Annotated in this window: 21 protein-coding genes; 12 read left to right on the forward strand and 9 right to left on the reverse strand. The window is 36.7% G+C overall.

Annotated features, from left to right (window positions below; all coding sequences use genetic code 11):
• The first annotated feature begins 199 nt into the window (after positions 1 to 199).
• The 5 genes from rpmH to tsaB all read left to right on the forward strand — a co-directional run bounded on the left by rpmH (position 200) and on the right by tsaB (position 3,647).
• Positions 200 to 358: a 50S ribosomal protein L34 gene (gene rpmH / locus SOLCA_RS12595; protein WP_014680836.1), complete on the forward strand. Its 159-nt coding sequence runs from the start codon at positions 200 to 202 to the stop codon at positions 356 to 358.
• Positions 359 to 446: 88 nt separating this feature from the next.
• Complete coding sequence (locus SOLCA_RS12600) at positions 447 to 851, forward strand: ribonuclease P protein component (RefSeq protein ID WP_014680837.1); 405 nt, start codon at positions 447 to 449, stop codon at positions 849 to 851.
• A complete protein-coding gene (yidD, locus tag SOLCA_RS22900) occupies positions 851 to 1,075 on the forward strand; it encodes a membrane protein insertion efficiency factor YidD (protein WP_014680838.1) in 225 nt (74 codons plus the stop codon). Before SOLCA_RS12600 ends, yidD begins: the two co-directional genes overlap by 1 nt.
• A 108-nt stretch (positions 1,076 to 1,183) precedes the next feature.
• Complete coding sequence (locus tag SOLCA_RS12605; RefSeq protein ID WP_014680839.1) at positions 1,184 to 2,839, forward strand: S41 family peptidase; 1,656 nt, start codon at positions 1,184 to 1,186, stop codon at positions 2,837 to 2,839.
• Positions 2,840 to 2,963: 124 nt separating this feature from the next.
• Complete coding sequence (gene tsaB / locus SOLCA_RS12610; protein ID WP_014680840.1) at positions 2,964 to 3,647, forward strand: tRNA (adenosine(37)-N6)-threonylcarbamoyltransferase complex dimerization subunit type 1 TsaB; 684 nt, start codon at positions 2,964 to 2,966, stop codon at positions 3,645 to 3,647.
• Positions 3,648 to 3,649: 2 nt separating this feature from the next.
• Here the strand turns inward: tsaB and SOLCA_RS12615 are convergent, their stop codons facing one another.
• From SOLCA_RS12615 to SOLCA_RS12625, 3 genes are all read right to left on the reverse strand, one after another.
• Positions 3,650 to 4,153, reverse strand: a complete 504-nt coding sequence (locus tag SOLCA_RS12615; protein WP_014680841.1) for a hypothetical protein — start codon at positions 4,151 to 4,153, stop codon at positions 3,650 to 3,652.
• Positions 4,154 to 4,162: 9 nt separating this feature from the next.
• Positions 4,163 to 5,596, reverse strand: coding sequence for a DUF5723 family protein (locus SOLCA_RS12620; protein ID WP_014680842.1), 1,434 nt, complete (start codon positions 5,594 to 5,596; stop codon positions 4,163 to 4,165).
• A gap of 146 nt (positions 5,597 to 5,742) precedes the next feature.
• Complete coding sequence (locus SOLCA_RS12625) at positions 5,743 to 8,466, reverse strand: DUF3352 domain-containing protein (protein ID WP_014680843.1); 2,724 nt, start codon at positions 8,464 to 8,466, stop codon at positions 5,743 to 5,745.
• Between the two features lie 210 nt (positions 8,467 to 8,676).
• Between SOLCA_RS12625 and SOLCA_RS12630 the strand changes: the two genes are divergently transcribed.
• Complete coding sequence (locus SOLCA_RS12630; protein WP_014680844.1) at positions 8,677 to 9,069, forward strand: DUF423 domain-containing protein; 393 nt, start codon at positions 8,677 to 8,679, stop codon at positions 9,067 to 9,069.
• 105 nt (positions 9,070 to 9,174) lie between these two features.
• Positions 9,175 to 11,658: a replication restart helicase PriA gene (gene priA, locus SOLCA_RS12635; protein WP_014680845.1), complete on the forward strand. Its 2,484-nt coding sequence runs from the start codon at positions 9,175 to 9,177 to the stop codon at positions 11,656 to 11,658.
• On the opposite strand, the gene SOLCA_RS12640 is transcribed toward priA, so the two are convergent.
• Complete coding sequence (locus SOLCA_RS12640) at positions 11,655 to 12,341, reverse strand: hypothetical protein (protein ID WP_014680846.1); 687 nt, start codon at positions 12,339 to 12,341, stop codon at positions 11,655 to 11,657. The two genes, priA and SOLCA_RS12640, sit on opposite strands and share 4 nt — an antisense overlap.
• Positions 12,342 to 12,476: 135 nt before the next feature.
• Here SOLCA_RS12640 and SOLCA_RS12645 point away from each other — a divergent pair, with 135 nt between their 5' ends.
• On the forward strand, positions 12,477 to 13,121 hold the full coding sequence (locus SOLCA_RS12645) for a protein-L-isoaspartate(D-aspartate) O-methyltransferase (RefSeq protein ID WP_014680847.1): 645 nt from the start codon (positions 12,477 to 12,479) through the stop codon (positions 13,119 to 13,121).
• Between the two features lie 79 nt (positions 13,122 to 13,200).
• On the opposite strand, the gene smpB is transcribed toward SOLCA_RS12645, so the two are convergent.
• From smpB to SOLCA_RS12660, 3 genes are read right to left on the reverse strand one after another with little or no spacing between them, the layout of a single operon-like run.
• Positions 13,201 to 13,653 carry an SsrA-binding protein SmpB gene (gene smpB, locus SOLCA_RS12650; RefSeq protein ID WP_014680848.1) on the reverse strand — a complete coding sequence of 151 codons (453 nt, stop codon included), beginning with the start codon at positions 13,651 to 13,653 and terminating at the stop codon, positions 13,201 to 13,203.
• Positions 13,654 to 13,708: 55 nt separating this feature from the next.
• Positions 13,709 to 15,598 carry an Nramp family divalent metal transporter gene (locus SOLCA_RS12655; protein ID WP_014680849.1) on the reverse strand — a complete coding sequence of 630 codons (1,890 nt, stop codon included), beginning with the start codon at positions 15,596 to 15,598 and terminating at the stop codon, positions 13,709 to 13,711.
• Positions 15,599 to 15,602: 4 nt separating this feature from the next.
• Positions 15,603 to 16,259: a metal-dependent transcriptional regulator gene (locus SOLCA_RS12660; protein ID WP_014680850.1), complete on the reverse strand. Its 657-nt coding sequence runs from the start codon at positions 16,257 to 16,259 to the stop codon at positions 15,603 to 15,605.
• Between the two features lie 119 nt (positions 16,260 to 16,378).
• Here SOLCA_RS12660 and SOLCA_RS12665 point away from each other — a divergent pair, with 119 nt between their 5' ends.
• Entirely contained in the window at positions 16,379 to 16,855 is a 477-nt protein-coding gene (locus tag SOLCA_RS12665) for an Lrp/AsnC family transcriptional regulator (RefSeq protein WP_014680851.1), read from the forward strand.
• Here SOLCA_RS12665 and ung read toward each other — a convergent pair.
• On the reverse strand, positions 16,836 to 17,522 hold the full coding sequence (gene ung, locus SOLCA_RS12670) for a uracil-DNA glycosylase (protein ID WP_014680852.1): 687 nt from the start codon (positions 17,520 to 17,522) through the stop codon (positions 16,836 to 16,838). The two genes, SOLCA_RS12665 and ung, sit on opposite strands and share 20 nt — an antisense overlap.
• Positions 17,523 to 17,703: 181 nt before the next feature.
• Between ung and SOLCA_RS12675 the strand changes: the two genes are divergently transcribed.
• Positions 17,704 to 18,144: a lipocalin-like domain-containing protein gene (locus tag SOLCA_RS12675; protein WP_014680853.1), complete on the forward strand. Its 441-nt coding sequence runs from the start codon at positions 17,704 to 17,706 to the stop codon at positions 18,142 to 18,144.
• 77 nt (positions 18,145 to 18,221) lie between these two features.
• On the opposite strand, the gene lysS is transcribed toward SOLCA_RS12675, so the two are convergent.
• Positions 18,222 to 19,934, reverse strand: a complete 1,713-nt coding sequence (gene lysS / locus SOLCA_RS12680) for a lysine--tRNA ligase (RefSeq protein WP_014680854.1) — start codon at positions 19,932 to 19,934, stop codon at positions 18,222 to 18,224.
• 110 nt (positions 19,935 to 20,044) lie between these two features.
• Here lysS and SOLCA_RS12685 point away from each other — a divergent pair, with 110 nt between their 5' ends.
• Together SOLCA_RS12685 and SOLCA_RS12690 are read left to right on the forward strand one after the other, a co-directional pair.
• Positions 20,045 to 22,036 carry a glycoside hydrolase family 97 protein gene (locus tag SOLCA_RS12685; protein WP_014680855.1) on the forward strand — a complete coding sequence of 664 codons (1,992 nt, stop codon included), beginning with the start codon at positions 20,045 to 20,047 and terminating at the stop codon, positions 22,034 to 22,036.
• Positions 22,037 to 22,051: 15 nt separating this feature from the next.
• The gene (locus SOLCA_RS12690; RefSeq protein WP_014680856.1) at positions 22,052 to 22,366 is read left to right on the forward strand and encodes a DUF962 domain-containing protein; all 315 of its coding nucleotides are present in this window, start codon (positions 22,052 to 22,054) and stop codon (positions 22,364 to 22,366) included.
• Positions 22,367 to 22,477: the final 111 nt, after the last annotated feature.

Consider the following 22,477-nt stretch of genomic DNA (forward strand, 5'->3'; position numbering starts at 1 on the left):
GATGGTTATTTTTGCTAAAATTTTTGTAACACAACAACACAGCTTATCAACAGCCGAACATGATTTGCCTTGTTGAAGTTTTGTAATGCAATTTTCATAATAAAAAGGATTTATCAAATTCATTTTGATTTAACAGAAAACAAGCCTATATTTGCAGCCCTGTTAAAATAGTTTATAAACAGCAAAGAAGCATAAAGAGATGAAAAGAACATACCAACCATCGAGACGTAAAAGAAGCAACAAACATGGCTTCCGTGAGAGAATGGCGAGTGCTAATGGCCGTCGTGTATTAGCTTCACGTCGTGCAAAAGGCAGAAAAAGATTAACCGTTTCTGACGAAAAAAGACATAAAGCGTAATTGATATTGGCCCAATGGCCTTCCTGAGGCCGGTTATTTCACTCGGATTTGCCATTTTAGTCCGCATAAAATCCGGTTCCTTATATCAATGAATACTTTCAAAAAAGAAGAACGATTGTGTAGTAAAAAGCTTATTGGTGAGCTTCTACAAAATGGTTCTTCTTTTTTAGTTTATCCCTTCAGAGTTGTATGGGTAAACCAGCCCGCCGACTTACCCCGCCCCTTCCCGGCTCAAATCCTAATCAGTGTTTCAAAAAAACGCTTTAAAAGAGCAAACAAGCGTAATTATATTAAGCGACTTGTTCGTGAAGCCTATCGTGTAAATAAGCAAGAATTTCTTTATCATTCTTTAGAAGAACAAAATATGGCTGTTGCTTTTATGTGCAGCTACATTGGGAACGAGATTTTTACATACACTGAATTAGAAAAAAAACTTAAATTACTGCTCGAACGTTTAAAGAAAGAAGTGGTAAAAAGTTTACCGAAAGTTTAATGCTGAACAGAGTTTTAAATTACATTTTCATAGCACTTATACGGTTTTATCAATACGCCATATCCCCTCTTTTAGGCCAAAATTGCAGGTTTACTCCTACCTGTTCGCAATATGGAGTTGATGCAATAAAGAAACACGGCCCATGGAAAGGTGGTTGGCTAACCATAAAACGTATATCTCGTTGCCATCCCTGGGGAGGACATGGACATGACCCTGTACCCTGAGTAAAAACTATTACAGAAAGGACCATAACTATCAAACGAATTAACTAAATTTAATCTCTCGGAATAATTTTTGAAGCTGTAGGCGAATGTTGAATCATCTTTTCCAATATGTTTAAAAGATATAAAAAAACGCTCTTAGTATTAGCTGTTGCAGCAAGTTCGCTGGGAACAATGGCCTTTGTAGATGATTTCTTTGAAATCTCTAAAAACCTCGATATTTTTTCCGCTCTCTACCGGGAAGTAAACACTAATTATGTGGATGAGGTTGAACCTGCAAAACTCATGCGCACCGGTATAGATGCCATGCTCAAATCACTTGATCCATATACCAACTTTTACTCTGAATCGGAGATCGAAGATGTAAGGTTTATGACCACCGGACAGTATGGAGGAATTGGTGCTACCATCGCTCAGCGAAAAGGTGAAATTGTTGTAAATGAACCTTACGAAGGTTCTCCTGCACAAACTGCCGGCTTACGTGCAGGCGATATTATTGTAGCTATTGATGGAAAATCAACCAAAGGAAAGAACAGTGGTGATGTAACTACTTTTTTAAAAGGCCAACCCAATACCCCGGTTGTACTTACATTACGCCGTCCGGGAGAAAACGCCGATTTTCAAAAAACACTTACCCGTCAGGAAATCAAAATCAAAAATGTACCGTATTTCAGTATGGTTACTGATAATATTGGCTACATCAAACTAACTGGCTTTACCCAAAATGCCGGCAATGAAGTAAAAGATGCTCTTGCCGAGTTAAAGAAAAACGGAGGATTAAAAGCTGTTATACTTGATCTAAGAGGCAATCCTGGTGGTTTATTAAATGAAGCGGTAAATGTTACCAATGTGTTTGTTGATCGTGGACAATTAATCGTAACCACCAAAGGAAAGGTAGCAGATAATAATCGTTCGTATAAGACTTTAAATACCCCAATTGATTTAGCAATCCCGGTAGCAGTACTAACAAACAGCCAATCGGCTTCTGCTTCGGAAATTGTTTCTGGAGCAATTCAGGACCTGGATCGTGGCGTAGTAGTTGGTCAACGTACTTTTGGTAAGGGATTGGTTCAGAACACCCGCCCATTGGCGTTTAACACCCAAATGAAAATCACCGTTGCTAAATATTATATTCCTAGTGGCCGATGTATCCAGGCATTGGATTATACACATCGTAACCCGGATGGAAGTGTCGGAAAGATCCCTGATTCATTGATCAGAGAATTTAAAACGACCAATGGCCGCAAGGTTTACGACGGTGGAGGTGTAACTCCTGATTTCGTTACGGATCAAAATTCCTTAAGCAGCATTGCTATCAGCCTGTTAAGTAAAAGCCTGCTTTTTGATTATGCTACCAATTATCGTAATAAAAATGCAACAATTGCACCTGCCAAAACCTTCACTTTAAGTGATGCAGATTACAACGATTTTGTTAAATACCTATCTGATAAAGATTATGATTATGTAACTGCAAGTGAAAAAACACTTGAAGAATACAAAAACGCTGCGATCAAGGAGAAATATTTCGATGCGATTAAACCTGATTATGAAAAACTTAAAAATTCGCTAAAACACGATAAACAATCAGATTTGGTGAAATTTAAAGATGAGATCAGCGGTTTACTTGAAAGTGAAATTGCCACAAGGTATTACTACCAAAGAGGCAAAATTGAGTCGACATTGAAGAGAGATAAAGATATAAAAAAAGCGGTAGAGGTGCTTACCAATACCAATCAGTATAATACCGCATTAGCAGTTAAAAACTAATCGTTAATACTAACTGATTTTATATTTTTGCAAATCCTTCATCATAAGTTATGGTGAAGGATTTTTTATGGATTACAGCCATAATTTCCGACTGTGATCTTAATCTGAAAATCTGTAAAAGTTAATGGCATTAATCTTAAGCTTAGAAACAGCCACCGCATGCTGCTCCGTTGCACTATCAGAAAATGATAGCATCATTAGTTACAAGGAAGAAACCAGTCCGAATATTCACGCAGGTTCTTTAACACTTTTTATTGAAGAAGTAATGAAAACACCGGGTAAACAACTAACCGATGTAGATGCTATTGCCGTAAGCATGGGTCCCGGCTCTTACACAGGTTTAAGAATTGGAGTCTCAACAGCCAAAGGATTATGTTATTCGCTCGACAAGCCGTTAATCGCAGTGAATACCCTAAAAGCGATGGCTAAAGGATTTCAGCTTACTATTAACAGCAATAAAACCACTTTACTCTGCCCCATGATTGATGCCCGCAGAATGGAGGTTTTCACTGCTATATTCGATCAGCAATTAGATGAGGTTATTCCTACCTCCGCAGTTATTATTGATGCCTCTTCATTTTCGGATATACTTAACGATAAGCAAATTACTTTCTTCGGAAACGGAGCTGAAAAATGTAGTTCAATCCTAACCTCTACTCATGCGCTATTCGACAATGGGTCATATAATTCTGCACGTTTTATTGCTCCACTTGCGTTCGAAAAGTTTTTACGCAACGAGTTTGAGAATGTGGCGTATTTCGAACCGTTTTACTTAAAGGATTTTGTGAGTACTCAGCCTAAAAAATAAGCTTACTTTAAGAAAGAGATTAATTCATCGTTTGGAAGATCGTATTCAAATATCTTTCTATTCTTTAGATCTATATAAATCCATTGTATGGTAGTTTGCATACCATCCAATTCATGGGTTAGCCTTATGGCATAATATTCAGTCCCGCCTCTTTCTTGAGACTCTGCTGTATAGTAGAAATGAGGATCATTGACCTGAGAGGCAATCCAATCTTTATCAACCTTTGTAAGGTAATGAATTACTAATTCGTGAATAGTATCAGCTAAAACATTTTCCGTTTCTTGGTCGAAGTAATAACCCTTCAACTTTTCTTTAAGGATATTTGAGGACTTACCGTCTCTTGTTTTAATAGAAACCATCGAATCCTTTTTCAACATTTCCTCGTGCTTAACCATGGATGTTGCCCCTGCCGAATTTGATGATTTACTAATTGTTTCTTTCTTTTTATCCTTTACACAAGAAATGAACAGTATACCTGCAAACAAAAAAATTAAATGGCTTTTCATAGAACTAGTTTACTCCCCCATCGATCTTGTTCGTGCAACTCGCCTTCTATCTCGTCTACTGATACTCTTATCATCCATAGGAATAGAAATAGCTGTTTCAGAGTAATAGCATTTTCCGAATTTAAATACCAGGCCAAAGTTTACATTCGCTGTAGTTCGGGAATCATAATAGTATTGAGTATCCTCATTGGCAGCCTTAGCTAGCTTAATAGAGCCTAACAAGTTGTCGGAGCCAACAACAAAATCAACTACTTTGGTTTTGATCATAAAATGGGTTCCGACCTGAAACGTATTGTGCGTATTGTATTGTGCTTGTAAAATGAAGTGGAAGTCTTCGTAGAAAAAATCATTGATCAGGGCAATATCAGTTTGCAGATTTTGCAAAGGCATCGAGAAAAACACTGCCGATCTTAAATAATGGGTAATATAACCACTCACTCCTCCTTCTAATCTTGCAGGCAATGATGTCCTGAAGTGTTGAGTGGTAGCTGTTGTGTCATTAAACTTCAAAAGGGTTTTTAAACTGTCAGAAGAATAATCCCGAAGTAATACACCGTTTATATACCGTCTACCGTCATAGACCTTTGCCTTATTATTCTCTTTCCAGTTAATAAACCCGGCATCTTTCAGATACAATGAAGCTTCCCAGTAATCATCTATTCTGGCATTTACTCCCGCGGAAAAAGTTAATCCCGGATTCTTAAAGTTGGGCATAAAATCTTTGGCTTCAAGCGATTCCGTTTTTCCTAAAAGCTTAGATGTTCCGGTAAGGCTAAGATATAATTGATTTTCATCAGGAGTACTCAGGCTTTGCTGAATATCCATACGGGTATTGGTAAATTTTAAGTCACCATAGTTGATCCCGCTTACATAACCTAATTTAATACCTGCCGACAAAAACTCATTAATATCTCTTCTGAAGCCTAAAGCTACCTGTGTGTATGAGCTTCCATAGCTATCGGTAAGAAACTGGTTTGGGTAACTTCCAACTTCTAAATTATTCTTATTGAAGGCACTGACTGCTTCGTTTTTCAAGTCAGCACTCCCATAACCTTTAGTAGATACATCAACTAACAACTCACTTCCTGTACGATAATTGAGTAAAACTTTTGCAGAAAGCCAATTGATTGATGCGATTGCTACCCCATAATTTATTTTTTGAGGATCGTCCAATGGGGGGCGGTTATAAATGGCCCGACTTCCATTTAGTCCATAATTCCTTAGTAAGGTGTCGGCATCGCCAAAATATCTACCATCTGCATTAATTGAAGGTATAAAGCAATTTAACTGAACCGTATTACAGTTTCTGTTCAAAACACCAATTGCCGGATTTTCCAGAGCTTCAAACATAGTCCCTGTTCCGAAAACAGAAATGCGTTGAGCCGAAACGTAGCTACATACTAAGATTAGCAGCGCAAGGAGAGCAATTGGTTTACGATTCATAGATCAGACAAGTCGATTTTATGAGCTCTTTAGGTTACAGTTAATAGGTTGTTATACTATTTCAGCTAAGGATTGTTACAATCCTCAACAGATTAGATTCATCTCCCGATTAAATATAATACAACATCAAAGCATCTACAAACTTGCTAATTCTTTCTGTATATCAACAATTTATACGATGAACCCGTAATAAGGTAATCAGCGTGGTTAGTTGTTGAATAATACTTTATAAATGATGTATTTCCCTTTATCGGGAATCCCGTCGCTACTTCCCCATTTTCATTTAAGATAATCAATTGATCGGCAATTGTTAAATGTAATCCGATAACATTTTTGCCCGAACTATCTTCAAAGAATTGAATCTGAGAAGAAGCTTCACCATCAGGCACATAATCGTAAACCAGTGAACCATTACTAGTATATACGTACAGGTGATTTTTATCGAAGTAAACATATTCAGGAATGGCATCCCCTGTTATATTTTTTAATGCAAAAAAATGTTCGCCTGACCAAGTTCCAAAGCTCTTTGACCGCACTCTGCCGTCAAAAAACACCGTAACAATATTTCCGGCAGTATCGGCGCTTATATATCGGGAATCGACAGCTTTAGTTCCTAAAACAGGATAAAACTGATTATTGACCATTACCGGAAGCTTGCCTGATGCTAACTGATTCCCTTTGCGATCAAAAAAGCTAAACTTATTCTTATCTGTAATTGTAAAAAGAAAGGTTATACCCGACACTTTTGCCATTTGAATCGGATGAGAAACTAATCCAACATTTTGCTTTGGTCTCCAGCCTTCCATACGGTTAGCATCCAGGTCAAAAATAGTAACAGATTTGTCGACCAGCGGAACAACCAATCGGTATTCACCGGCTGAATCATAATCAAAAACGGAAACTGGTGCACTTATTTTCCTTTTAAAACTCAATGGAAATTTAGGGTATGGTTTACCGTTTTCGTCAACAACAAATACCTTAGTGGTTGTATTAAACACCATGTATGGTTTTCCATTAATCTTTATCGGATTAATTAACCCCATCATTGGCTCGGTTAATTTAACTTTCCACAGTAATCTTCCTGTATCATCCAGGTAATATAAACGATTTTGCCTATCAGTTACCGCAAAAGAATGAGTTCCATTACCGTTTTCAATCAAAACCGGATTCCCCGTTAGCTCAGTGTCAAGATCAACAGATTTAATTAATGCATAGGAAGTTGTGTCTTTTAGCTGATCCTCTTTCTTAGGTTCATAAAGGAAGTTCAGATTACTAAAAAATTGCCCTCCACTGGCATTTAACTGAAAAGTTAGACCGTAATAATTAGCAATTCCATGCTTTTCGGATGTATAATCAATTAATCTTTTATTTCCATTATCCGACAGCATAGTATTGCTGTTTGCAAAATTGAGATAGAAATAAACATTCGATTCCGGATTAATATATTGTTTATACTTTTTGTAATTATCAGATTGTTCCAAATTTTTTGAAACTAACAAATCATCAATAAACTGATGTAAAACCGGTTGATACGAAGCAGCTATCAGGTAGTTGTTAACCACTGCCATATATGGCCATTCAATATTCTTATAAACGGTTCCTAATGTTGAACTTAACAGATCAGGATATCCGCAATAAAACATTGAAAAACCTTTATAATTTGCAAGATTACCTCTACTTATTCCTTTCCTTTTATCTGCGATTACAATTTTTTGTAAAAAATCCTTTGCCTTACTGGTATCGCTCAAGGCAATTATTGCTATTTGACTAGCTTTGGCCGTAACACCTTGTGTGTCATAAGCGGCCAGTGCAAATTCGTTACCCATAAACTGTGTCCACTCAGTTTCCAGGTCGAGATTATAATTTTTCTTAAAAGATGACAGCCATTTCTCATGAATATCCGTTCTTTTACTTTGTCCCAAAAATACTTTATGATCTTTTTTAAACTGCTCATAGTCGCTGACACCAAAATCAACAAAAAAAGAAGTTCGATCAGCAAGCAAAGCTGGAATTCTGACCGGCTGAGGCTTTTGATTTATAAACATTGCAAAGTAATCAGCTGAAGAAAGATCTGCATGGGTAATACCGTTAAACATCAATGCATCACTCTTGTAATTCAAATTAAGGGTACTCCATTTGGCTACCCCTGTTAAGAACCCTAAACCTCCTTTATTTTTATCGTCCAAAAAGGCATCAGTTAGTATCCCAAGTTGTTTATAATTGATATATAAAGTTGCTTTTATAGCGGTAGACTCCACATTTTCAACTTTAATTAAAGAACCTACAGAAATATCTGTTGAACTGTGTTGCACATTAATGCTATTTTTCAAAAGTTCTACATCAAAACTTCCAAGTAACAAACCTTTGTAGGAAGTAAATGAAAACGCTTTATGATTATTGCCCAGCCCAACTGTATAAACCTCTGCATCTTCAATTTTAGTAAGTCTGTATTTCAGGGTATTATCCTCCCCTTTCAAATTATTAAAAAACCGATTAAGACGGTCAGTGTTTTTAAGAGGAATGATGAATAAAAGGGATGGTGATTGTTGGCTATTGATATGAACGGAGGTTAAGATTCTTTCGTCTTTTAGTACATTTCGCAAATCTGCATGCTGCAAAAACGAACTATTCAACGATTTAATATCAGCTATTAATTCGGAACTGAATAAATCATCCAGCATTCTATTTTTCTGAAATAGTGATAAAAATTCTTCGGAGTTTCTGAGATCAATAACAACTGCAGCTGATGCAGGAACTGCTTTAAATGGCTGAGACTGGTATCTGCTACTATTTAAGCTTTTAAAATAAAAGAAAACAACCGTGGCTACTGCTGCAACCAACACCACCACTGCCGCCAGGAATTTGTTCATTTAACAATATTTATAATGTTCTCATTTTTAGAGAAACGATCTGATTGATGCTTACTATTAGAAACTTACAGCTCAAAAGAGTTTTTAAAACAGTTTTAAGAGTGTAGGCGCTTTAACAAAAATATAATTTTACTCTTTTGTTTCGTTTAATTGTTGTAAACAGTTGTTAATTTAGATGCTTATTTCGTTATAAGATTAAACTTCCGTTAAATGCAAAAACAAGTATTAATGATAGCATCCATTTGCGGTGCTTTGGCCGTAGCTTTGGGTGCTTTCGGAGCACATGGTTTAAAACCTTTGCTTAATGACTATCAGCTTTCTATTTGGGAAAAAGGCGTTCAATATCAATTTTACCATACTATCGTATTATTAGTTTTAGCTTTTTATCCAAAGCTATCTGTAAAGAAATCTTTTTTAAGAGCCGTATGGTTCTTCCTTGCGGGTATTATCTTATTTTCCGGTTCATTATATTTATTGGCAACACGCGAAGTTATCGGATTTCATAACGCAACCTGGTTAGGAATCATCACTCCTTTTGGTGGTGTAGCTTTTATAATTGGATGGTTATCTGTATTTATTGGAGCGCTTAGAGAACGTTTTTAATAATAAAATGCCCTTTAAGTTTTTTTTTATTAATTTCTGAACCGGTTCAAAAACTTATACCTTATTACCTGTTTACTGGCATCAACAATTGCTAATTGATAAACTATGCTTAAACTTCATTCTGGTGATTATAACGACAGAGTAACACTGTTCGCAGAGGTTGTGCTGCCCTTAGCAATTTCCAGAAACTATACTTATCGCATTCCATTTGAACTCAATCAAACTATCAGGGTTGGGCAACGGGTAATCGTGCAATTTGGAAAGAATAAAGTATACACTGCATTAGTTTATCAGATTACAACTGAAGCTCCAACCCTATACGAGGCAAAGTATATTATTTCTGTATTAGATGATGTGCCACTGGTAACGGAGAATCAGTTAAGATTATGGCAATGGATTTCATCCTATTACATGTGCTACATTGGAGAAGTGATGAATGCTGCATTACCAGCAGCCATGAAACTTGCCAGTGAGACTAAAATCACCTTGAATCGTGAACACGAGTTTGATAAAAGCTTATTGAATGATAAAGAGTTTTTGGTTGTAGATGCATTGGAACTAAAAGAAGACCTCAGTATTAGTGATATTATGAAGGTATTGGGTCAGAAAACCGTAATGCCAGTAATTAAATCATTAAATGAAAAAAGAATCGTTTTAATTTCGGAAGAACTAAATGACCGTTATAAACCCAAGCTCGAAACATTTGTTAAACTACACAAGGTTTATAATAATCCTGATCAATTAAAAGAGCTTTTTAGCATATTAGAAAGGGCCCCAAAGCAGGTGGATCTTTTAATGGTTTACCTACACCTTTCGAAGCTCCGACCGGCACTAACAAAAAAAGAGTTACTGGAAGAAAGCGGTGCTTCTAATGCCATTTTTAATGCTTTGGTAGAAAAGGACATTTTCAGAACCGAAAAAAAAGAAATCAGTCGCTTTTCACAACCTGAAATTGAACTAATAAAAAACTTTAGTCTTTCTGCTGCACAAGAAAAATCGTTGGATGAAATTAAGGACGGATTTGAGGCTAATCTTCCGGTTCTTCTTCACGGAGTTACAGCCTCCGGGAAAACGCAGATTTATATAAAACTCATTGAAGCTTGTCTAAAAGAACACAAGCAGGCTTTATACTTATTACCTGAAATTGCCCTTACGGCTCAAATGATTCAGCGTTTGCAAGCACATTTTGGTGATAACGTAGGAATTTATCATTCAAAATACAATGACAATGAACGGGCTGAAGTGTGGCAAAAAACGCTTAAAAATCAATACAAAATAATTTTAGGCGCACGATCTTCTGTTTTTCTGCCCTTTGCAGATTTAGGGCTAATCATTGTTGATGAAGAGCACGAAACTTCCTTTAAACAATTTGATCCGGCACCTCGCTATAATGCACGAGACACGGCTTTGTATCTCTCCCATTTGCATAAAGCTTCCATTATTTTAGGATCTGCAACACCTTCTATTGAAAGTTATTATAATGCAACCAGCAATCGTTATAAACTGGTTACGTTGACAGAGCGTTTTGGCGGAGTTCAATTACCAGAAATACAAGTAGCCGATTTACAGCAAGAACGCAAGCAAAAAAGCATGAAATCTCATTTTTCGAGCTTGTTGTTCAATGAAATTGAATTAGCACTTAATAAAAAGGAACAGGTAATCTTATTTCAAAACCGCCGTGGCTACGCTCCTATGCTAATGTGTGGCACTTGTGGATTCACTCCCAAATGCATCAATTGCGACATTAGCTTAACATACCATAAACATGATAATAAATTGCATTGTCATTATTGTGGCTTTAAAGACGAGTTGTTTTATCGTTGCCCGGCATGTGGTAGTACCCAAGTAGAACAAAAAGGTTTTGGAACGGAAAAGATCGAAGATGAACTGGCAATAATCCTTCCAACAGCTAGAATTGCGCGAATGGATTTGGATTCAACCCGCAGCAAATACGGGTATCAGCATCTGATCAACGATTTTGAAGACCGAAAGATTGATATCCTGGTAGGTACCCAGATGGTTACCAAAGGACTTGATTTTGAAAATGTAAGTTTAATCGGTGTGCTGAATGCTGATGCAATGCTGAATTTCCCTGATTTCAGAGCTTTTGAGCGCAGCTTTCAGTTAATGACACAAGTGAGTGGCCGGGCAGGCAGAAGAAGCAGCAGAGGCAAGGTAATCATACAAAGCAACCAACCTACTCATAAAGTTATTGAATGGGTTATGTACAATAAATATGAACCTTTCTTTAAAGCGGAGTTAGCAGAACGGAGTGGGTTTCATTATCCTCCATTCTATCGGCTTATACAAATTGATATTAAAAATAAAGACCAAAACCTGGCAAACCAATCTGCCGAGTTTTTAGCCAAAGAGTTAAGAAATCAGTTAGGAAAACGAATATTGGGTCCGGAAATACCACTAATATCTCGGATACGAAACTATTATATCAAAACAATTATGATCAAAATTGAGAAGGAAAATGTCTCAATTGGGAAGGTAAAGCAAGTTGTTCAGGCCGCTATCGATCACTTTTATACACAAAAAGAGAATCGTAACAGCCTGATCAAAATTGATGTAGATCCTTATTAATCTTCGAGTGAACCGAAATTGTACAACAGGGTTAAACCACCCAATGGGTTAAAATAGGTTTCATACCTGGTAGTAGCCGGTACAGATGTTTTAATCATTGTTGCACCTAAAGTATTCTGAATCTTTTCATGGAACCAAATCCCATTAAAGTTAGCCGTTGCAGAAATGGTAATTCTATCCATAGGATAAATTTTTACACCAATGAATGGAGTAAATCCAGCTCCATTGCGAATATTTTCCACAGAACTCAGCACACCTGATGGCGGAACAATTTTCCCATTATACTCTGACCTGAAATAAAAAACGTCAAGTCCGATTACAGGTCTTACGTTGTAATAAAAGAATTCTCGTTCAAAACCAACGCCTACTTTCAGTTGCTCATTAGCTCCTGTATAGCCGGGACAAGTCGGACAATCAGGTGCGGAATTATTGTCTTTTTGCTTAAGATAATCTACTCCGCCGCGAAAAGAGTACATGTTATTTCGTACCTTGAATATAATTCCGGTTACGCTATTTAACTGATAATCATTGTTGTTGAAATCAGAATTAGGTACAGCCATTTGTTCATTGTAACTCAAAATTTTGGCTCCAAGACTGAACCTGTACGGAGAAATGTTTTGTGCTTTCAGGGTATTGGCAAACAACACTGAAAAGAAAATTAATAAGGGAAACTTTAGTTTCATTTTTTTGGGGAGTAATTTTTGATTTAGCTTTTATTTAGATAATTGAACAAATATGCATAATTATTCGACGCCCTTATCAAATATTGAGCCAATTTTATTGTATTTTTGACATTTAATAACTATAATTTAAAATTAATGCTCGATTCGTATAAACATAAAGGATTAAGAAAGGTTTTAGTAAAGCAACTTAAAGAGAAGGGCATTAAGGATGAGGCTGTTCTAAAGGCAATTGAAAAAATACCGCGCCATTTTTTTGTTGAAAAATATGCTGCTGAAGTTGCTTATGCAGATAAAGCTCTGCAAATCGACGCGGGGCAAACGATTTCTCAACCATACACCGTGGCCTACCAAACCGAGCTTTTACACATACAAAAAGGTGAAAAAGTACTCGAGATCGGAACAGGCTCTGGCTACCAAACGTCCATTTTAGTGGAACTTGGTGCTAAAGTGTATACAATAGAACGACAAAAAGAATTATTTGATAAGACATTAAAGTTTCTGCCTACTCTTGGCTACACTGCAAACTTTTACTTGGGTGATGGTTCTAACGGTATTCCTGAAGAGGCTCCATTTAATAAAATACTAGTAACAGCCGGTGCTCCAAGCATTCCGGACACGCTGTTAAAACAACTGGCCATTGGTGGGATTTTAGTTATACCTGTTGGTGATGAAAAAGTACAAACCATGACAACCGTATTGCGGGTGTCTGAAAAAGAATACGAAAAGGTAGAATTCGCTCAGTTCAGGTTCGTTCCTCTGATTGGGGATAAAGCCTGGTAGTTTAGCTACTGGCTATTAGCTGTTAGCTGTTAGAAGTTTCTAATGGCTAAAGGCTAACGACTAAAAGCTAATAGCTAACCTAAAATTTCCTCGCTCTACCCAACTCCACTTTCGCGTCGCGCTCTTTTATACTATCTCGTTTATCGAATTCTTTCTTACCCTGAGCCAAACCAATTTCTATTTTGGCAAATCCACGTTCACTGATAAACATATATAAAGGTATTATGGTTAAACCTTTTTCCTTTGTGCGTTGTAACAGTTTTTTAAGCTCTTTTTTTTGCAATAGCAAAGCTCGATCTCTTTTTGACTCATGATTATAAAATGAACCATGAGAGTATTCTGCAATGTGCATGTTTCTAACATACAATTGTCCGTCAATAAACGCACAAAATGCATCACTAATATTTACTTTACTTTCACGGACAGATTTTATTTCTGTTCCTAACAATTTTATCCCTGCTGTATACTTATCAAGGATATGGTATTCAAAATAGGCTTTCTTGTTCTTTATATTTACGTTATTACCCGACATATTCAAAAAATGTTAGAACAAAGTATTTTGTTTAGATTAATATAAATACTCTTGTTCACTGATTATCTTTCACAATTAATACCGGCACTTTTACTTTGTGCCTTACGGTATCTACAGTTGCCCCAAAGATAACATCTTTTAACGCTTTATGTCCATGTGCACCCATCACTAAAAAATCAATTTCACTATTATTTACAATTTTAGCGATTGCCTTTGCCGGATTACCATATCCAATCTTCCCTTCTACCTTGTACCCCATCTTTTTGATTTCACTCACATACTTGTCAATATTTCGTTCATCACTACGCGTTTCAAAATCATTGATTGATTGTCCCAAATATTGGGCTCCTGCACTCTCTACAATGTGTATAAGTGTGTAATCAGCATCCTTTCCCCCTTGAACTAACGCATTTCTGATAGTGTGGCGATCCATCGCTGAAAAATCAATCGTGATAGCAATATTTTTATATTCGATAAAATCTGGTGAATCAATAGATAATGCAGTTCCATGAGGCACAAAATCATCTTTAGGACTTTTCCTTCTGATAAACGGAACAACTATTACATACAAAAGCAGGCAACCTGTTAAGATGGTTACCGGAAGAACAAGAATGTAAATATAAATTACATTGTCTCCTGCTGATACTAACCAGCCTGTTATTTCTTCGTACACCAGTTTCACGTTTAATGAAATGATTAAAGTAGCACTTATCCACGCCAGCACCTTTACCCAATTTTTAATGGCAAAACCATTCATCTGAGATTTATCACTGCAGAAATGGATTAATGGGATGATGGCAAATCCTAACTGCAGACTTAACACCACCTGACTTAAAACCAGAAGTTCTCCAAGTTTATCCTCCCCAAACCAAATAATTGTTATCATGGCTGGAGCTATTGCAATGATACGAGTGATCAAACGACGCAGCCACGGACGAATACGTAAATTTAAATAACCTTCCATTACAATTTGTCCGGCCAACGTTCCAGTTATAGTTGAACTTTGTCCAGATGCAATCAAGGCAACGGCAAATAATGCAGGAGCTAACGATCCAAATATAGAGGTAAGCAATTCATGAGCATCTTCAATATCTGCAATCTCAAAGTATCCGTTATTATGAAAAGCTGCTGCGGCCAGGATCAAAATTGAAGCATTAACCAAAAATGCAAGATTCAGCGCAATTGTGGTGTCAAAGAAATTGAATTTCAACGCTTCTTTAAGACTCCTTTGTTCATTTTCTATTTTCCTTGTTTGTACCAACGATGAATGAAGGTACAGATTATGAGGCATTACCGTTGCACCAATAATACCGATAGCAATGTATAAAGCTTCGCCACCTAAAATAGAAGGTTTAAAACCTCTAGCAATTTCCTTTACATCCGGCTGCGCAATAAACACGTCGACTAAAAATGCCATTCCAATAATAAAGACCATCGAAACAATAAACACTTCCATTGTTCGAATGCCTTTATTCATGAGGAACAGAATGATCAACGTATCCAATACCGTAATAGATACACCCCATATTAATGGCAAGCCAAACAGCAATTTTAACCCAATGGCCATACCGATAACTTCGGCTAAATCACAGGCAGCAATCGCTATTTCGGCTAATATGTATAATGGAATATTAATAAAGCTTGGGTAAGTTTTACGAGATGCCTGGGCAAGATCCAATCCACGTACAATTCCTAAACGGGCACTTAAACTTTGAAGTAACAAAGCCATTAAATTCGACATCAATAACACCCATATTAACTGATAGCCGAACTTACTTCCTCCTGCAATATCTGTAGCCCAGTTCCCGGGGTCCATATAACCAACGCTTACCAAATAAGCCGGGCCAATAAATGCCATAAACCGTTTCCATGGACTCTTTGATACTGGAATACTTACGCTTGAATGAACTTCGGCTAACGAACCGGAACTGTGTGCCTGTGACATAATTTTATTTTGCTACCAGAATATTATTTGCTACTTCCTTACTTAGAAAAAGCGTTCTACCATCGGCTGTTGAAACAATAACCGATTGATCGTATTCATTTTTTTCTTTGATTGTGATGGATGCGCCTAATCCGAGTTGTTGTTTTTCGAGGTATTGTAGGAAGGTATTGGTGTGGTCAGAAACACCGGCTATTTTTCCGGAATCTCCTTCATCAAGTTTTAACAGCTTATGAAAATTGGTTATGGAAAACACCCCATTTTTAGTAGGAATTGGGTCGCCATGGGGATCATATTTAGGAAAACCCAGGTATTCATCCAATCTATTTATCAATTTATCGGAATTAATATGTTCAAGTTCTTCCGCAATATCATGAACCTCGTCCCATTTAAAATTAAGCTTATTCACTAAAAAACACTCCCATAACCGGTGTTTTCTAATAATTTGAACGGCTATCTCCTCACCCTTTTTGGTAAGGCTGACTCCTTGGTAGCGTTCGTAATTTATTAATTTCTTATCCGCTAGTTTTTTTAACATATCTGTTACCGAAGCTGCCTTAGTATTCATCACTTCTGCAATTGCATTTGTGGTTACATTCCCTACAATGTGCTCGGTAAGCTTATAAATGGCTTTTAGATAGTTTTCTTCTGTAAATGAGTTCATAATTAAAGTCTGTCAAATCTAATATTTTTTTTAGACTAACCTAAATTTTCCAAATTTTTTTTCGGCAGAATATTGTTTGGTGGCAAATAAATTTGCTACTTTGTAGGAAATATAAAACAATGAACGGACATCATCTCGATAAGATAGACCTACACATTATCAAATTACTACAAAAAGACGGACGAATTACCAATTTGCAATTATCCAATGAGATAGGCCTTTCTCCCGCTCCCACTCTTGAGCGTGTTCGTAAGCTTGAAAATCAGGGATACATTAAAAGTTACCATGCTTCAGTTGATGAAGAGTCGTTAGGTTTTGGCGTAAAATGCTTTATTCAGATTACTATTAACCTAAATATTCCTGATGCCAGAAATAAATTCATTCAAAAAATCAATGCGATTGAGGATGTAGTAGAGTGTCATCACGTAACCGGTTCGTCAGACTTTGTTGTAAAGCTGGTTGCTAAAGACATGAAGGGTTACGAACGTATTATTTTGGAGAAACTAAGTAAAATTGAAGAAATTGGTCATCAAAGCTCAATGATGATTTTATCAAGCACCATTAAGCCTTCGTTGCCTATTGTTCTTGAGAAGTAATTTGCCAATCTATGGGAGCTAAACCTTCTTTGGTTAGGATCTCATTTGTTTTTGAAAAATGTCTGCAGCCTAAAAATCCATTATATGCCGAAAACGGTGATGGATGGGCTGCAGTCAAAATAAAATGCTTGTTTGCATCTATTAAAGCTGTTTTAGCTTTTGCATAATTCCCCCAAAGGATAAACACCAATCCTTTTTTCTTTTCAGATAACTTACGGATAACTGTATCTGTAAATTGCTCCCATCCTTTATTTTGATGCGAACCTGCTTGACTTGCCCTTACTGTAAGTGTTGCATTTAATAACAATACTCCTCTTTTGGCCCATTCTGTAAGTGTTCCATGATTGGGCGCCTGAATATTAAGATCTGCATCTAATTCTTTATAAATATTCTTTAATGAAGGTGGAACTGCTACTCCCTTTTGTACCGAAAAACATAGACCATGTGCCTGACCTGCTCCATGGTAAGGATCCTGGCCTAAAATAACTACTTTCACCTCATCGAACGGGGTATAAGTAAAGGCATTAAATATATCGGAGTTACTAGGATAGATTACAGCTCCATTGCTTTTCTCTTCTTGTAGGAAAGCCTTAAGCTTAACCATGTAATCTTTTTCAAATTCATCTTTCAATACAGCAAGCCATGAGGGCTCAAGCGAAACTGACATATAAAAAATTGTTATTTGACGCCAAGATAGTAGTTTTGGCCAAAAATTAATAGCAAAAAAAGGATATCTGCTTTGTCAAGCGTTTTTTATTGCAACTATTCCAACCATTTTTACGTATTAAGTATTGAAAAACAACCGAAGGTCATTTTTCACTTACTGACAATTAAAAACCGAATCTTTCATGAAAAAACTAAGCACATTATTCATAATTCTTTTAGGAGTTTTCAGCATTGTGACATCCTGTAAGGATAATGATGATCCGCAACCATCATTAGATGGTAAATGGTCATTGGTAAAAGCAGATGTAAAAGTTACTGATGGAAATGGAAACGTTGTTAATTCCTTTAATATTCCTATTTCGCAATTTGCTGAAAAAGATAAACTAGAGTTAGAATTTAACAATGGAAAAATCATTTCGCAGGTTGATGCAAATGGAAATGCTGTTGTTTCTTCGGTAAATTACCGTGTTGACAATAACACCCTGTTAGTAAAAGCTAATGATGCCAGTCCGGAAGAGCTCTTTGCCATTTATTCATTATTTAGCAAAGAACTTACACTTACATTTGTTGAAATAAACGATGATGGCAAAATTGAGACTAAGCTTGTCTACAATCGTAAATAAAACATAAGCTCATAAAAGAAAAGCGTCCCTTCTTAGGTTCAACCAAGAAGGGACGCTTTTTTTATTCTAAGTTTGATCTATTCAAACCAAACTTTTACTTCTTCTAATGACGGATTTTTAAGTTCGAGCTTCATTTTCTTTTTCATTCCGCCCATATCATTAAATACTTTATTCGGATTTGCCGCTTTTAACTCTTCTACTGTATTGAATCCCATTTTACGAATTACCTGAACCCAATCAATAGGAATTCCAATAGCAACAAAATCTTCGTCAGTGCTTGCTGTTTGCTTTTTCTCAGGGCGCATTTGGGGGAAAAACAATACTTCCTGGATGGTGCTCTGATTGGTCATCAACATCACCAAACGGTCAATACCGATTCCTAAACCAGCAGTTGGAGGCATACCGTACTCTAATGAGCGTAAGAAATCCTCATCCATTGCCATTGCCTCATCATCACCGCGTGCTGCTAATTTTAACTGCTCCTCAAAACGCTCACGTTGATCAATTGCATCATTCAACTCTGAGTAAGCATTAGCGATTTCTTTTCCGTTTACGAACAATTCAAAACGCTCTACAAGTCCTTCTTCGCTACGGTGCTTTTTAGCCAACGGAGTCATTTCAATTGGATAATCCGTAATGAAAGTAGGTTGAATAAGGTTATGCTCTACTTTTTCACCAAAGATCGCATCAACCAATTTCCCTTTACCCATTGTTTCATCCACTTCAATACTCAATTGTTTACATACATCACGTAATTGAGTTTCGTCCATTTTTGAAACATTTATACCGGTGTATTTCTCAATTGAGTCATACATACTCAAACGTTCATAAGGACCCTTGAAGCTAATATCATTACCCCAGGCATGTACTGTAGTGGTACCATGAATAGCCAAGGCTGTTTTTTCAATAACTTCTTCGGTCATGGTCATCATCCATTTGTAATCTTTGTAAGCTACATAGATCTCCATAGATGTGAACTCGGGATTATGAGTGCGGTCCATTCCTTCATTACGGAACATTTTACCGAACTCATAAACACCATCAAAACCTGCAACGATCAAACGTTTTAAGTATAACTCGTTAGCAATACGCAGAAATAATGGCATATCAAGCGTATTGTGGTGTGTATTAAACGGACGAGCCGCTGCACCACCGTGTATTGCCTGTAAAATAGGCGTTTCAACCTCTAACCAGCCATGCGAATCAAAATACTGACGCATTGTGCTGATTATCCTTGAACGGGTAATGAATATATTCTTGAACTCTGGATTTACCGTTAAGTCAACATAACGCTGACGGTAACGCAATTCAGGATCAGTAAAACCGTCAAAAACATGTCCTTCTTCATCACGCTTAACGATTGGAAGAGGTTTTAATGACTTACTAAGAACAGTTAAAGAACTAACGTGAACAGAAATCTCGCCAGTCTTAGTTAAAAATGCATAACCCTTAATTCCCACAAAATCACCAATATCCAGAATCTTCTTAAATACTGTGTTATAAAGCGTTTTATCTTCACCCGGTGCAATCTCATCACGAGCAATATACACTTGTATACGTCCGGTTGAATCCTGAATTTCGGCAAAAGAAGCACTACCCATAATGCGCTTGCTCATAATACGGCCAGCTAATGACACGTTAGCAAACTCAGTACTTCCTTCTTTGAAATTATCTTTAATTTGTTTGGCGTGGGCATTAACTTCGAATAATTCAGCCGGATATGGATTGATGCCTAACTGGCGTAACTCTTTCAACCCTTCACGTCGTTGAATTTCCTGTTCGTTTAGCATGTTTAAAATCTATCTATTTCTTAAAAAATGGAGTGCAAATATAGGAATTTGAACATTAAGACTGTGAATATGTAGAAAATCAATATTTTTAGGACTTGACCGCTAATCTAATGATCATTAAAAAATTACTTTACCTTTCACTGGCATTGATAAGTTATGCCGCAAAAGCGCAGGAGTACAGTGTTACTTCGCCTAATCAAAAACTTAAACTCGCAATTACTGCGAGCAAAAACTTAAGTTACAGAGTTGATTTTAATAACAAAACTATTATTCAACCATCAGTCCTCGAATTGCAACTTGTTAATGGAAAAACATTTGGTCATTCAGCGGTAACTAAGAAAACTGCAAAATCAGTAAACAACGAAATCAAGCCACTCTATGGAACTAGCTCTTCTTACAAAAACAACTATAATGAGTTGATTATTGATTTTAAAGGTGGTTATTCACTTGCCCTTCGAGCCAATAATGAAGGCGTTGCATACCGGTTTATTGCCTCCTTAAAAGATTCGATTACCATCAAAAATGAACATTTCGAACTAAATTTAGACAAAGATTATAGTTTCACGACATTAGGAAGAAACAAGGATTATCATGGTTATGAAACTGTTTATCAAACTAAAACCATCTCCAAACTCGATTCTTTTTATGCTTGCTTGCCAAGTGTAATAAATGTAGACAATAACATTAAGGTGGTGGTTTCAGAAACTAATTTATACAGTTATCCGGGCATGTACCTGATAAAGAACAATGCAAAAGCCAATTCTTTAATAGCAAAGTTCCCCCAATACCCTTTGGAAACAAAACCAGGAGGTTATAGTAATTTTAATCTCCATGTAAAGAAAACTGCAGATTACATAGCTCATACTGCTGGTACACGAACTTTTCCATGGAGAGTAATTTCGATCACCGATGATGAAAAATCATTATTAAACAATCCGATTGTTTACTTATTGGCAGATGAAAGTGCTAAAGATGATTATAGTTGGGTAAAGCCTGGTAAAGTGGCTTGGGATTGGTGGAATGCAAATACCTTGCAGGGCGTTGACTTTAAATCGGGAGTTAATACAGAGACGTATAAATACTTCATTGATTTTGCAGCAAAAAACGGGATTGAGTATGTAAACCTTGACGAAGGTTGGTCTGATCAGTTTAATTTATTCAAACTTTCAGATAAAATAAACATGCCTGAAATTATAGCGTACGCCCGCCAGAAAAACGTAAAATTGATTTTGTGGATGGTTTGGTATACGTTGGACAGGCAGCTTCCTGAAGCGTTGGATCAATTCCAAAAATGGAACATTGCCGGTATAAAAGTTGATTTTATGGACCGGGACGATCAACCTGTCATGGAGTTTTATGAACGTGTTGCCCGTGAAGCGGCCAAACGTAAATTATTGGTTAATTTTCACGGAGCCTGCAAACCAACCGGATTGGAGCGAAAATACCCGAATGTGATTAATTACGAAGCGGTTTATGGTTTAGAACAAAGCAAATGGGACACCGTAAAACCTAACCATGACACTCATTTGCCTTTTCTTCGGAATTTTGCGGGGCCAATGGATTATACGCCTGGAGCAACCAGAAATGCTTCAATTGAGAATTTCCGTCCTGTTTACCAACGACCAATGAGCATGGGCACTCGCTGTCACGAATTGGCTAAATTTGTTTGCTTCTACGCTCCTTTGCAAATGCTTGCAGATTCACCTACTGATTATGAGAAAGAAACTGACATGTTGAATTTTCTATCTCAGGTTCCGACTGTTTGGGATGAAACCATACCTTTAGAAGGAAAATTGGGTGAGTATCTTGCTGTTGCCCGCAGAAAAGGCAATACCTGGTACATTGCAGCTTTAACAAACGAAAAAAGCAAAGAGTTTGATCTTTCTTTACCTTTTCTAAAAGGCAATCAATACACCATCACCTATTTTGAAGATGGAATAAATGCAGATAGAGTCGGTACCGATTATAAAAAGAAAACTGAAGTAATGACCATCAACCAAGCAACAGTATCTGACACCAACTTACCTTCTGCAAACAAGACTTTACATGTAAAAATGCAGCCTGGTGGTGGTTTTGTGGCTGTTTTAAAAAATGAAAATTAACCCTTATATTAATACATGGCAACAGAAGAAAAAAAATATAAAACGTTCCAGGAGTTTTATCCTTTTTATCTTTCCGAACACCAAAATTCTACAAGTCGCAGATTACATTTTGTAGGAACAGGATTGGTATTTGTGATTTTACTGGCAGCTGTCTTATTCCATAAACCCATTTGGCTATTGTTAATACCAGTTGTTGGTTATGGATTTGCGTGGGTTGGTCATTTTTTCTTTGAAAAGAATAAACCAGCCACTTTTCAGTATCCACTTTACAGCCTAGCAAGCGACTTTAAACTATTTTTTGATATTCTGGGGGGAAAACAACGGTTGTGAGTCTCTTTAGTTCTGAGTCTCTTCTTTAATTTTGAGTCTTGAGTTCTGAGTTTAGCGTTTGAAATATTAGCCTTAATTCCATTAACGTTAGGCTTTACTCAAGACTCAAGA

It is taken from the genome of Solitalea canadensis DSM 3403, from assembly GCF_000242635.2.
GTDB lineage: Bacteria > Bacteroidota > Bacteroidia > Sphingobacteriales > Sphingobacteriaceae > Solitalea > Solitalea canadensis.